The organism is Paraburkholderia sp. SECH4 (assembly GCF_030511745.1).
Taxonomy (GTDB): Bacteria; Pseudomonadota; Gammaproteobacteria; order Burkholderiales; family Burkholderiaceae; genus Paraburkholderia; species Paraburkholderia madseniana.
Genome location: NZ_JALOCP010000017.1, coordinates 99,158 through 112,329, shown reverse-complemented (window position 1 = coordinate 112,329; position 13,172 = coordinate 99,158). Strand labels below are relative to the sequence as shown.

10 protein-coding genes are annotated in these 13,172 nt (G+C 61.3%); 4 read left to right on the top strand and 6 right to left on the bottom strand.

Annotation, left to right across the window (positions count from 1 at the left end):
- Window positions 1–124: 124 nt before the first annotated feature.
- Entirely contained in the window at window positions 125–1,057 is a 933-nt protein-coding gene (locus M0D67_RS22565; protein ID WP_266239705.1) for a dihydrodipicolinate synthase family protein, read from the bottom strand.
- 172 nt (window positions 1,058–1,229) lie between these two features.
- On the opposite strand from M0D67_RS22565, the gene M0D67_RS22560 reads away from it, so the two are divergent.
- The gene (locus M0D67_RS22560; protein ID WP_266239704.1) at window positions 1,230–2,198 is read left to right on the top strand and encodes a LysR family transcriptional regulator; all 969 of its coding nucleotides are present in this window, start codon (window positions 1,230–1,232) and stop codon (window positions 2,196–2,198) included.
- A 195-nt stretch (window positions 2,199–2,393) separates the two neighbouring features.
- Window positions 2,394–5,474: a transglycosylase domain-containing protein gene (locus tag M0D67_RS22555; protein ID WP_266239703.1), complete on the top strand. Its 3,081-nt coding sequence runs from the start codon at window positions 2,394–2,396 to the stop codon at window positions 5,472–5,474.
- 10 nt (window positions 5,475–5,484) lie between these two features.
- On the opposite strand, the gene M0D67_RS22550 is transcribed toward M0D67_RS22555, so the two are convergent.
- The 5 genes from M0D67_RS22550 to M0D67_RS22530 form a co-directional block, all read right to left on the bottom strand.
- On the bottom strand, window positions 5,485–6,711 hold the full coding sequence (locus M0D67_RS22550; RefSeq protein WP_266239748.1) for an ROK family transcriptional regulator: 1,227 nt from the start codon (window positions 6,709–6,711) through the stop codon (window positions 5,485–5,487).
- Between the two features lie 30 nt (window positions 6,712–6,741).
- Complete coding sequence (locus tag M0D67_RS22545) at window positions 6,742–7,539, bottom strand: ATP-binding cassette domain-containing protein (RefSeq protein ID WP_054039035.1); 798 nt, start codon at window positions 7,537–7,539, stop codon at window positions 6,742–6,744.
- A 19-nt stretch (window positions 7,540–7,558) separates the two neighbouring features.
- Window positions 7,559–8,545, bottom strand: a complete 987-nt coding sequence (locus M0D67_RS22540; RefSeq protein ID WP_171927394.1) for an ABC transporter permease — start codon at window positions 8,543–8,545, stop codon at window positions 7,559–7,561.
- Between the two features lie 177 nt (window positions 8,546–8,722).
- Entirely contained in the window at window positions 8,723–9,727 is a 1,005-nt protein-coding gene (locus M0D67_RS22535; RefSeq protein ID WP_266239702.1) for a sugar ABC transporter substrate-binding protein, read from the bottom strand.
- A 434-nt stretch (window positions 9,728–10,161) separates the two neighbouring features.
- Entirely contained in the window at window positions 10,162–11,319 is a 1,158-nt protein-coding gene (locus tag M0D67_RS22530; protein ID WP_266239747.1) for a branched-chain amino acid ABC transporter substrate-binding protein, read from the bottom strand.
- Between the two features lie 298 nt (window positions 11,320–11,617).
- Here M0D67_RS22530 and M0D67_RS22525 point away from each other — a divergent pair, with 298 nt between their 5' ends.
- Both M0D67_RS22525 and M0D67_RS22520 read left to right on the top strand, forming a co-directional pair.
- Window positions 11,618–12,562, top strand: a complete 945-nt coding sequence (locus M0D67_RS22525; RefSeq protein ID WP_266239701.1) for a LysR family transcriptional regulator — start codon at window positions 11,618–11,620, stop codon at window positions 12,560–12,562.
- Between the two features lie 48 nt (window positions 12,563–12,610).
- A complete protein-coding gene (locus M0D67_RS22520; protein WP_266239700.1) occupies window positions 12,611–13,159 on the top strand; it encodes an ureidoglycolate lyase in 549 nt (182 codons plus the stop codon).
- The last annotated feature ends 13 nt before the right edge of the window (window positions 13,160–13,172 follow it).

The following is a 13,172-nucleotide window of genomic DNA, read 5'->3' as shown; positions in this document are numbered from 1 at the left end:
TTTTTCCCCGTGTGCTGCATCCGCCGGGCGTATGGCCGCGTATGTGGATGCAGGACCCGGGGATTGCGTCCGAGGGTTGCGCTTGGGCGCTTATTGTTTTGCTTTGGACAGCTTTGGATCGACCTTAGACGCCCCAGCGCAATACCAGCGGATCGAGCCGCCGTGCGACTTTCAGCAAGCCTGCGCGTGTGGCCGGATGCATCGGCGGCAGCGGATGGCGCACTGCGTCCGATCGAATCACACCGCCTTCTCTCATCAAGGCCTTGCACGATGCGAGGCCACCCTGGCGGTTTTCATAGTTGATGAGCGGCAGCCATTCCTGATAGTGGGCGGCGGCCGCTTCGGTGTCGCCCGCTGCATAGGCGTCGACGATCAGGCGGATGCCGTCCGCGTAGCCGCCGCCGGTCATCGAACCGGTTGCGCCCGCATCGAGATCGGCCATCAGCGTGATCGCTTCTTCGCCGTCCCATGGACCTACCACGGCGTCGCCGCCCAGTTCGATCAACTCGCGCAGCTTGTTCGCAGCCTGTGGCACTTCGATCTTGAAGTACGACACGTTCTGCAGTTCACGCGCCATGCGGGCAAGAAACGGCGCGGATAACGCCGTACCGCTGACCGGCGCGTCCTGGATCATGATCGGAATCCCGATTGCATCGGACACCGTGCGATAGAACTCATAGATGCCGCGCTCGCCGATGCGGATCGTCGCGCCGTGATACGGCGGCATGATCATCACCATCGCGGCGCCCGCAGCCTGCGCACTGCGGCTGCGTTCAGCGCACTGGTACGAGCTGAAATGCGTGGTCGTGACGATCACCGGCACGCGGCCGGCGACGTGTTCGAGCACCACGTGCATCAGCGTGTTGCGCTCGTCGTCGGACAGCGCGAACTGTTCGGAGAAGTTCGCCAGAATGCACAGGCCGTTGGAGCCCGCGTCGATCATGAAATCGATGCAGCGTTTCTGGCCTTCCAGGTCGAGACCGCCGGCCTCGTCGAAGATGGTGGGCGCGACGGGGAACACGCCGCGCATGGGAGCAGGGTTGTGGGTATGGGTCATGGTGATGTGCGTTGTGCCGAGGTGAGGTGACGACGTGATGAGGCGTGCGTCTTTGAATGTCTCCGTCGCTGACTATACGGCGGGGTGCGTGGCGGGTATATTGAATTGTTTCCATCTTGTGATCGCTTTTGCGACTCACCTGGCGACTCACCCCGCGACTGCCCGGCAATTCATGAAAGACACCTTGAACGTCCTGCTGTCGAGACTGCGCATGAAGCAGTTGCAATTGCTGATCGCGCTCGACGACCATAAGTCGCTGCACAAAGCCGCCGGCGCGATGTCGATGACGCAATCGGCTGCCAGCAAGGCGTTGCAGGAGCTGGAGTCGATGCTTGAGGCGCCGCTTTTCGAGCGCTCGAAGAGCGGCATGATTCCGAACCAGCTTGGCCACTGCGTGATCCGCTACGCGCGGCTCGTGGCGACGGACCTTACCGCGCTCTGCCAGGACGTCGCCGAGATACGCTCGGGGCGCGGCGGGCGGCTCGCGATCGGCGCGATCATGGGCGCGATTCCCGAGTGCGTCGTGCCGGCGCTGAACGATCTGCATGCCGGGCAGCCGGGCCTGTCGATCGAAGTGATGGAAGACACCAGCGCGCGCATGCTCCTGCAACTCGACGAAGGCCGGCTCGATCTGGTGATCGGCCGTGCGGCGGTTGCCGCCGATCCGTCGAAATATCACTACCGTCCGCTCGGGGACGAGCCGTTATCCGTCGTGGTGGGTTATGGCCATCCGCCGTTGCCGAGGAAAGAAGTGAAACTGCGTGACCTGGCCGGCCACCGCTGGGTGATGTATCCGTCGCATATGCCTTTGCATGCGTTGCTCGAACGGGAGATGGATCTGGCGGGGCTTGAGATGCCAGACAACCCGATCTCGACTGCCTCCACTTTCGTGACAGTCGCATTACTGCAAAGCAGTGTCGATCTGGTTTCGTTGTTACCGACCGCGATCGCGGAGTTGTTCGTGCGGCAGAAAATGTTGCGCTTCGTGCCGGTCAAACTGAAGTCGCCTTCACAAACCTTCGGTATTGTGACGCGCAAAGGCGGCGTGCTGTCGCCGCCGGCTGAGCAATTCATCGAGTTACTGCGCGGACGGACGGGCCAGATGGAAGGGCAAGCGGCGTCGGCGCAAAAAAACGTCTGAATCGGCTTTCCTTTGACGCGCGAAAGACCTTCAATATCTCATGGCGGTTAGTGCTTTGCCATGCCCGGCGAGAAGGTGTTGCGGCGGCGACACTGTGGGGTAAATCCGAACCGATTGCATACTCGCGTTCCGCGCTACACTTGATTGAAGGTGCGCCAGAATCAAGAGAATGGTGCACGCTCGGGGAGAGCAGCCATGAATCGGCCACTGATTCGGTTACCGCTTCGCGCGACAGGCATGGCGCCTGTCAGGAAGTGGCTCAAATGGGGGCTGGCAGCGGCATTCCTGCTCGCGCTGGCTTTGGCGGCCCGCTTTGTCCAGATCGAGATCGAAACGTCTCGACTGCAGGCACGCTATCTCTCCGAACTCACGCGCGACGTGGGTTTTTCCGTCGAGAACGGTCAAAGTCATTCCATCCGGTTCCCTCAAGCAGACAAGGGCCCTTACGACAGCCGCCTCGGCTACGCGTTGCTGCCGTCGTTCCAGCAGCGCTTGCTCGAACGCGGGTTTGAAATCAGCGCACAGTCACGCGATTCCGAGCGAATGCTGTCGCTGGCCGATAGCGGTCTATTTATTCCCTACGCCGAAAAAGATCAGGCGGGGCTGCAACTCTTCGACGGTACTGGCACGCCGCTCTTTGGTGCACAGTATCCGGGCCGCATTTATGACAGCTTCGATTCGATCCCGCCGCTGATCGTCAATTCGCTGCTGTTTATCGAAGACCGCTATCTGCTCGATCCGGATCAGCCGAACCGTAATCCGGCGATCGACTGGGGACGCTTTAGCCACGCGCTCGTCGACCAGGGCGCGCGCGTGTTCAACCGGCATCAGTCGACGCCTGGCGGCAGCACGCTCGCTACGCAGATCGAGAAGTTCCGCCACTCGACGGGTGGGCGCACGGCAACGCCGCCGGAGAAATTGCGGCAAATCGCTTCCGCCTCGGTACGAGCCTATCTGAATGGTCCGCAGACCATGCCCGCGCGCCAGCAGATCGTCGTCCATTATCTCAACTCGGTGCCGCTTGCCGCGCAACCGGGTATTGGTGAGATCAATGGCATCGGCGACGGTCTGGCCGCCTGGTACGGGCGCGATTTCAACGACGTCAACCGCATTCTCAAAGCGCCGTCGACAGAAGAGAATCTCGCGGAGCAGGGAGTGGCGTTTCGCCAGGTGCTCTCGCTGATGATCGCGCAGCGTGCGCCGTCGTATTTCCTGCACCACGGCTATGCCGAACTTGACCGTCTGACGGATAGTTATCTGCGCTTGCTGGCGACCGGTGGTGTCATTTCGATCCCGCTGCGCGATGCCGCGCTGTCCGCGCAAGTGGATCTGCGCCGCGCAGCGGAAAAAACGCAGAACGCCGACTCGTTCGTGTCGCGCAAGGCCGTGACGTCGATGCGTTCGCACCTGTTGACGGCGCTCGGCATTCCGAGTTTCTATGAACTCGACCGGCTGGATCTGCAGGCAACGGGCACGCTCAACAACGCCGTGCAGCAGGCCGTGAGTGAACGTCTTGCCGCTGCCGCGACGCGCGACGGTGCAAAGGCCGCGGGGCTCGTCGGCTATGAAATGCTGCGCGCCTCCGACGACCCGTCGAGAATCGCCTATAGCTTCACGCTGTTCGAACGGCGTGACGGCGCGAACCTGGTGCGGGTGCAAACCGATAGCGTGAACCAGCCATTCGACATCAATTCCGGCGCGCGACTGAATCTCGGTTCGACCGCGAAAATGCGCACCTTGGTGACATATTTGCAGATCGTCTCCGACCTGCATACGCGTTATGCTCCGCTGAGCACAACGGAGCTGAAAGCGGTGAAGCACGATCCGAACGATCAGCTCACACGCTGGGCGCTGGACTATCTGGCGCATACCTCGGACCGCTCGCTGCAAGCCATGCTCGACGCGGCCGTGGAACGCAAATACTCGGCAAGTCCAGGCGAAACGTTTTACACGGGCGGCGGCGCGCAGACCTTCAACAACTTCGAATCCGACGACAACAGCCGCATTCTCACCGTGCACCGCGCCTTCCAGCATTCGGTCAATCTGGTGTTCGTGCGGCTGATGCGCGATATCGTCCACTACGAGATGGTGCAGACCACCGGGCCGTCGTCGCAATGGCTGGGCGATCCGGCGATTCGCAAGATGTATCTCACGCGTTTCGCCGATCAGGAAAGCCGCGTGTATATGAATCGTTTCTACACGAAGTACCACGGCAAGGCGCCCGAGCAGCAACTGGCCTTGCTGCTGCTCGGCGTGCGCAAATCGCCACCTAAAGTAGCGACGGTGTTGCGCAGCGTCGCGCCGGACGAATCGAATGGGTGGTTCAACGCGAAGATGCGTGCGGCGCTGAAGAACACGCCGGCTGCCTCCATCCTGGACGATGAGGATCTCGCGAACCTGTATGACAAATATGGGATCGACCGCTTCAATCTGAACGATCGTGGCTACATTTCGAGCGTGCATCCGCTGGAACTGTGGACCCTCAACTATCTGCGCGCTCATCCCGAGGCAACGCTCGACCAGATACAGAACGCGAGCCGCGACGTGCGCCTGTCGACTTATTCGTGGCTCTTCAAGACCCGCTATCACGCCACCCAGGATCGCCGCATCAAGCGGATGGTCGAACTGCGCGCCTACGATGCGATCGGTAAATCGTGGCAGGCGCTCGGCTATCCGTTCGCGACGCTCACGCCGTCGTTTGCGGCAGCGATCGGTGCGTCCGGCGACCGGCCGGCTGCGCTCGCGCAACTGATAGGCGTGATTGCCAACAACGGCAACAAGGTGCCGACCGAAAGCCTCACGCAACTCGACTTCGCGAAAAACACGCCGTACGAAACGCATTTCCAGCGCGCGGCGGTGGCGCCGCAGCAGCAGTTGTCGCCGGAGATCGCCGGGGTGGTCAGGGGACTGTTGCGTGATGTCGTATTGGGCGGTACGGCCAAACGTCTCGCGCAGGGCATGACGTTCCCCGATGGTCAAACACTCGAAATTTACGGCAAGACCGGCACCGGTGATCAGCGCTTCAATGTGTGGGCCAAAGGCGCGCGCCTGATCGAGTCGCGCAAGGTGAACCGCAGCGCAACCTTCGTGTTTGTGATGGGAGACCGCTTCTACGGCACGCTGACCGCCTACGTGCATGAGCCGTATGCGGCCCATTACGAGTTCACGAGTGCGCTCTCGGTGCAGTTGCTGAAGTCGTTGGCGCCGGCGCTGCAGCCGTTGCTGCAAAATCCGCCTGCTAAAACGGCTGCGATAGCGAAAGTCGCCGCGCAATGAGCAACGGCGCCTAATAGCCGGCGTCCGTCGCCGGCTTAAGGAAAAGCTCGTGCACGGGCGCGAAATGCGCGTATAGCGGCAGAATTGCGCCGCCCATCGCCCGCGCATCGGCGCCGATGGTGCCTTCCAGTAGTTGCGGACGCACCATGCCTTCCCATTCGAAGCGATCGAGTACGCGCTCGGTTCGGCGGATGATTTCGCGGACCAGTTGCCGGTCGAGTTCGCCGTCGATCACCACCGCTTCCAGGTCGAGCAAGGCAGCCGCATTGGTCAATGCATTGGCGATCGCAGGACACGCGGTGTCGAGCCATTGTTCGGTTTGCCGCCACAGTTCAGGCGACAACGCGCGATGATCGTGCGCGGCGGCGGGCGGCACGCCTGCATCGCTCAATAGCCTTTCCAGAACGAAACCCGATGCTGCGTGCAGCAGTTGCCGCGCGGGTTTGCGCGCGCTGCCGTCCCTCAGCGGTATCGAGCCGACTGCGCCCGCATTGTCGTGTGGTCCGGCATGCAAACGGCCGTCGATCACCAGACCGCCGCCGATAAACGTCCCGACGAACAAATAGAGAAAATTGTGAATCCCGCGGCCCTGGCCCATTACGAGTTCGGCCGCGCAGGCCGCGGTGGTGTCTTTGGCGAACTCGACAGGCAAGCCCGTCATCGTCGCGATGCGACTGCGCAAGTCGATCTCGTGCCACGCTTCCAGTGCTTCCTGCGGCGCGCCGAGAAAGTCGCGCCAGCCGCCGAGCCACAACGGCGCCGCCACGCCCACGCCAACCACTTTGTTCGCCTTCGCGCCGAGCGTCTGATTCACGCGCGCCAGTTTGCTTTCGAGCGCGGGGAATAGTGCGCGCGGATCGGGATAGGCATAGTCGAATACATCGCGGCACACCACGTGGCCCGCGAAATCCATCGCCAGCACGTCGAGACTGCGTCTGCCCACCTTGATGCCGATGGTGTATGCGCCGTCGGCGCGCAGTGCGATCGGTACCGAGGGTTGACCGATGCGGCCGCGCACGCGCGCCTGCTTTTCGAGCAGGCCGTCGTCGATCAGACGGTCGACGATCATCGAAACGGTCTGCATCGACAGACGCGTGAGACGGCCCACGTCGGCTTTCGGCAGTGGTCCATGCAAACGGATCGCCTGTAGAACGATCCGTTCGTTGAACTGCCGCATGCCGACCTGGTTCGAGCCGACCGTGCGTTTGAGAGGCGAACGTGTACCGGTGGTTTCCATCGTCGTGTGCCCCTCAGCGGGATGCATGCATCATGCAATCGCCTTGACGTCCGCTTGCTTCGCGCCCGTCATGATCGCCACGGCCTCCGACATGTGGATGTCTTTGGTGTTGACCACCGCGGCACGCCTGCCGAGCCGCTGGATATGAATACGATCCGCGACTTCGAACACGTGCGGCATGTTGTGGCTGATCAGGATCACCGGCAGGCCGCGATCGCGCACGCGCCGGATCAATTCGAGCACCATGTTGCCCTCCTTGACGCCAAGTGCGGCGGTGGGCTCGTCGAGAATCACCACATGCCGTGCGAACGCCGCGCTGCGCGCGACAGCCACGCCTTGACGCTGGCCGCCGGATAAGGTTTCGACCGCCTGGCGCATCGAGCGGATGCCGATCTGCAAATCCTTCATGTGCGCGGTGGCTTCGTCGAGCATGCGGCGCTTGTCGATCATCTTGAAGATCGAGCCGCGCCAGCCCGGTTTGACGAGCTCGCGGGCGAGAAACAGGTTTTCGGCGATGCTCATCGCGGGCGCCACCGCGAGTTCCTGGTACACGGTTTCGATGCCTTGAGCGCGCGCATCCAGAGGGCTGCGGAATTTGACCGGCTTGCCGTCGAGCAGGATTTCGCCTTCATCGGGGATGGTGGCGCCGGAAAGCGCCTTGATCAACGACGATTTGCCCGCGCCGTTGTCGCCGATCACAGCGAGAATCTCGCCGGGCAGCACTTCGAAATCGCAGCCGTCGAGCGCGGTGACGTTGCCGTAGCGTTTGACAAGTCCGCGCGCCTGCAGAACGGGCATCACGGCAGAAGCGGAAGTAGGTGTCGACATGACAGGTTCCTTTGGGCGTTCAACCGCGACGATGGGAAAGTTTGTCCGCGGCGACCGCGAGAATCACCAGCATGCCGGTGATCAAAACCTGGTAGACCGAAGAGACACCGATTAGCGTCAGGCCATTACGAAATACGCCGACGATCAGCGCGCCGAGCAGCGTTCCGCTAATCGAGCCACGTCCGCCGAACAGACTCGTGCCACCCAGCACCACCGCCGTAATACTGTCGAGGTTCTCGGTTTGCCCCGCCTGCGGATCGCCGACGCCGGTGCGCGATACCGACAACAGCGCGGCAATACCGTAGATCGCACCGGCCAGCGAATACACCGTGAGCAAGATCTTCTGCGACGAGAGGCCCATCAGGCGCGCGGCTTCGGGGTTATTGCCGAGCGCGTACAGATGCCGGCCGGGCACGGTGTCGCGCAAGACGAACCACGTCGCCCCATACATCAGCAACGTCAGCACTGTGCCGTAGGTGACATCGGCGGGGCCGAGTTTGAACGTGTTGCCGAGGAACATGATCGCGTCCGGCAGGTTCGAGACGCTTTCCGCGTTCGAATAGATCTGCGTGAGCGCGAATGCGATGTTCAGCGTACCGAGCGTGACGATGAAGGCAGGCAGTTTGATCCGCGTGATCAGCACGCCATTGAGCGCGCCGAACAACGCGCTCGCGGCGATGCCGCACAGAATCGCGAGAACGGGCGGCACGCCGAGCGTGACCGCGAATTTGGTCATGATGATCGAGCCGAACGCCATCACCATCCCGCACGACAGATCGATCCCGCCTGTCAGCACGATCAGCGTCTGGCCGATGGCGATGACGGCGACCACCATCGTCTGCTGCAGGATCAGCGAGAGGTTCTGGAACGACAGGAACCGGTTGCTTTGCGAAATGAAGAAGCCGCAGGCCAGCAGCAGGGCGATCAGCGGTCCGATTTCAGCGAGCGACGGCAAACGGTCGGTGAAGGTGCGCGGGTGGCCGGCGGGCGCGGAAGGTGTCGACATGATAGGTGTCCTCGATGCATAAACGTGGCGGGCAGGCCACGGGGTAAATACGGCGGCCGGCGATCCGGAGACCGGCCATCTGGCGGGCCGGCGATCCGCAGGGTATCCCGCGGCCGGCGGCTCAGTGGCAGGCAGTCCGTGAGCGGCCCAGCGAAGTGGGCCGCCGTTCAGTGCGTATTACTTGTTGCCCCAGCAGTTGTCGAGACCGTACGTCGTATCTTTGCCGTCTACGCCGGTCATCGGCTTATCGGTGATCAGCGTCACGCCCGTGTCCTGATAGCCGGAGACTTTCTTGCCGGTCTTCGCGTACTCGACACCCGCCGTCACGCCGAGCGAGGCCATCTTCAGCGGATACTGTTGCGAGGTCGCGGCAATCGCACCGGCCTTCACATTGCGTACGCCTTCACAGCCGCCGTCGATGGAAACGATCATCACGCTCTTGTCCTTGCCCGCTGCCTTGAGCGCGCGATACGCACCCGCTGCCGCCGGTTCGTTGATCGTGTAGACCACGTTGATATCCGGCGATTTCTGCAGGCAGTTTTCCATCGCCGTCTGACCCTTCGACTGATCGCCGCGGGTGTCCTGGCTGCAAACGATCGACGGATCGCCTTCCTTCACGCCGAAGCCTTCCAGGAAGCCGTTATGACGCAGCACGCCGACCGAGACGCCGGGAGCGAGGTCGAGCGTGGCGATCTTCGCGGGCTTGCCGTTCATGGCGGCTTTCGCGTACTTGCCGATCAGCACGCCGGCTTTGAAGTTGTCGGTGGCGAAGAGGGCGTCCGTGGCATCTTGCGGATCGGTCGGCGTGTCGAGCGCGACCACCATCACACCGGCGGCGCGCGCTTTCTTGATGCTCGGCACGATTGCCTTGGTGTCGCTCGGCGTGATCAGAATCGCTTTCGCGCCGGCCGTCATCATGTTTTCGATGGCGGTGACCTGGCTCGCGTTATCGCCGTCGAACTTGCCGGCGGCGGTGAGCAACTTGGCGCCGTCTTTCGATGCCGCTGCTTCAGCGCCCTGTTTCATCTTCACGAAGAACGGATTGGTGTCGGTCTTGGTGATGAGGCCGACGACAGGCTGATCAGCCGCCTGGCTCGCGCTCGCACACCACACGGCCGATGCCGCGACGCACATCGACACGATTTTCCTGGCGACAGGATGCCTGCGGGAATTCAGATTCATGGGACGCTCCTCCGGTTATTGGCAACGACGTTGTGAACTGCGGGCGATTGCACACGCGAACGCTGCGCGCTTGCTGCCTGTTTGCGATCTGGTTTCGAACCTGATGCGATTCCGAGGCTGTTCGAAATCGACCACTTAAATCACTTTGGTTGATTTAGTAGAGCAGGCGCGGGGACGCTAGTCAAGGAAACGATCGGAGAGGACGTCGACGCGCCGAAGCGGCCGACAGGGTGGCAGGCCTTACGTGACGGGGCTTCGCGGGGATGGTGCGATGCAAGGTCGAGCACCGGAACTTCGGGAAAGTCCTGGCTCGCTTGTAAGCGAATTGAAGTCTTAAGTGACCTTTCGCGACGGGATGGGCTGCCGCCGCGAAGGGTAATCAGTGGTGGCTGAGCGTAACGCCATGTACGCAATGTCCGTCCCTTTCAGCCGGATCACATTCTGATGACATCCATCACGGTCTTCTTGTTGTCCTTGAATTGGTAGATCGTGATCGCAGCGTCCCGCAGGTCGCCGTGCGGGTCAAACGCAATGTGTCCGATCACGCCGTCATAGCTGGTGGCAGGCATCGCTGCGAGAATTTTCGATCGGTCGGTCGAGTTCGCCCGCTTCATTGCGTCATAGATAACGTAGACGGCGTCATACGTGAACGGAGCGTAGGCGTCGATGGGGGTTCTGAAGCGCGCCACGTATCGCTTGTCGAAGTCTTGACCCTTTGGCATTTTTGACAAGGCAAGTCCGGCTTCTGAACACGTCACGTTGCTAATTGCGCTGCCGGCAAGTTGCGTCATGTTATCCGTGCAGGCACCGTCGCCTCCCAGCACCTTTGCGGTGATGCCGAGGTTAGCTGCCTGTTTCGCCAGCGGGCCAGCCGTTGCGTCCGAGCCGCCATACATGATTGCGTCGGGTTTCAGACCTTTTATTTTCGTCAGAATCGCCCGGAAGTCGACGGCTTTATCGGTTGTCGCTTCGTGGGTCACGATAACGGCGCCTCGTGCTGTTGCCGCTTTTTCAAATTCTTGCGCGAGACCCTGGCCGTATGCGGTTGAGTCGTCCACGATTGCAATTCTCTTCGCGTGCATTGAGTCGATTGCGTAGCGAGCCAGTGCCGGACCTTGCAGCGCGTCGGTCGCGACCACGCGGAAGGTCGTTTTGAAGCCCTGCAGCGTATAGGTGGGATTGGTCGAACCTTGCGAGATCTGCACCAGACTGGCCTCGCTGTAGATCTTCGATGCCGGGATCGAAACCCCAGAGTTGATATCGCCGACTACGGCTACCACACCATCGTCAACGAGCTTCTGGGCAACTTGAGTCCCTGTGCGTGGGTCGGCAGCGTCGTCCTGAGCGTCGAGTTGCAGACGGACCGCCTTGCCGTCGATCACCGGATGCTGGCTGTTGATCTCGTCGATTGCGAGCCGCGCCGCATTTTCGCTGTCCTTGCCCATATGCGCGAGCTGCCCTGTCAAGGGCGCGGCATGACCAATCAGGATCACGGCCGGCTCCGCGGCGAAGCTCGCGCTGCCTGCGCTCAGCAGCAGCGCAGCGGCGGTCGTTTGCAGCGTCCGGTTCAATTTACTGTACGAAGGTGACATGGGCGGCTCCTTGGTTTTCGGTTCAATGAGTATTCGAACGCCAAATTCTTCCGTCCAACGACTTATTTTATTGACCGGCAATAGATAAATCTGATTGCCCCAGGGCTTTCCCGATAGGCCGGCCCTTGCGCGTTGCGCCGTCACGGTCACAACAAAAAGTTGGTCCAGGTGGCCAGTTTTTGTTGTCACGGGCCTGATTTTGCGGCGCTAAACTCTGCCAACGCACTGAAGCTGTTCGTTTGCGCGGGCGCAATACGTGGAACCTGATTGTGCGTCCGTTGACCATACAAGGTGTCTGATGAATGTCCGTTTTCTAGAAACGTTTGTATGGCTTGCAAAGCTGCGCAATTTCCGCCTGACAGCGGAGCGCTTGCACGCGACACAGGCCGCAATTTCCAGTCGGATATCTGCGCTCGAGCAGGAATTCGGCGTGCGTCTATTCGATCGGGGGCCACGCGACGTCAAGCTGACCCAGGAAGGGACCAAAGCGCTGGCCTTCGCTGAGCAGATTCTGAAACTCACGAACGACATGCTCGCAAGCGTAAGCGATCGCTCGCATGTGAGCGGGTTGTTGCGGGTCGGCGTGATGGAGTCCGTCGTGCATACGTGGCTTCCCGAGTTGCTGCGGCGAGTGCGGGACGAATATCCGAACCTGACGATCGAGCTGACCTGCGACACCTCGACGAATCTGTCCGTGCAACTGGTTAACGGCAACGTGGACATCGCTTTTTTGAGCACGGTGGTCGCAGGTGCCGACGCGGAAAATGTTTCGCTCGGTGCATTGCCGATGCGATGGGTGGCGAGTCCGTCGCTGAATCTGTCGGCTGAAGCACTATCGGAAGCTGAACTGGCGAGCTTTCCGATAGTGAGCTTTGCCCGTCATTCGTCGCCGCATGTTTTTGTAGCCGGCCTGTTTGCAGCGGCCGGCGAACCTCGCGTGCAAATCAACTGCGTGTCTTCGGTCGCGGCGATTATCAGGCTCGTACTCGACGGTTTCGGTATTGCGGTTCTGCCGACAGCTTTCGTGACCCGCGAGCTGGAGTCCGGTCATCTGCAACTGCTGAAAGTGACGCATCGAGTCCCGGAACTCCCGCTTTTCGCATCCTTCCGGCGCAGTCCGGACAGTTTGCTGTGCGAGTCGATCACGCATCTGGCGCTAAAGGTCATGCGAGAGTTCAGCCTGGAGAACGGTCCGGATATCGCGCTCTTTCCAGACACCGACGAAGCGCTGCCGCCTCATTGAGTGGCACCCCGTGATGTTTTTCTTCGATTATCAAAGGCCTGAACCGAGATGCCGACTGCCACGCCTCTGACCATTCAACCGCTTACTGCCGGCGCTTTCGAACCCTATGGATGGATGTTAGGCAAGCCGTTTCCGGCCGACAGCGCGGCGCCTTCGTTCGCAAGCCCGTCTTCCGATTTCTGGCGTGAGCATCTGTTCGATGCCGGACTGTCCGGAGATCCTGAGATTCTGTGGGTCAGATACCGCGATTGCGAAGCTGAGGTGATGAAGCTCGAAGCGCATTGCCTCACTGAGCAGGCCGTGGTGCCGTTAACCGGACCTCTCGTTCAGATTGTCGCGACGAGCACACCGGACGGGCACCCTAACTTTGAATCATTGGCAGCTTTCAAGGTGCCCGTCGGGGAGGGGATCTGCATGCGGCCGCGCTGCTGGCACGCCACGCGTGCCTTGCAGGACGAAGTGACGTGCCTCATGCTTACGCGCCGCTCGACGACGTTCGACCTTGCAGTCCATCTGCTCACGGGCGCTCCCGCTGGCGAAAGCGCGATTCGGCAGATTCCGCCGTACCAGCTTGTCGGCGCGCCGGGCCTCATATAGGCGTCGACGCTTC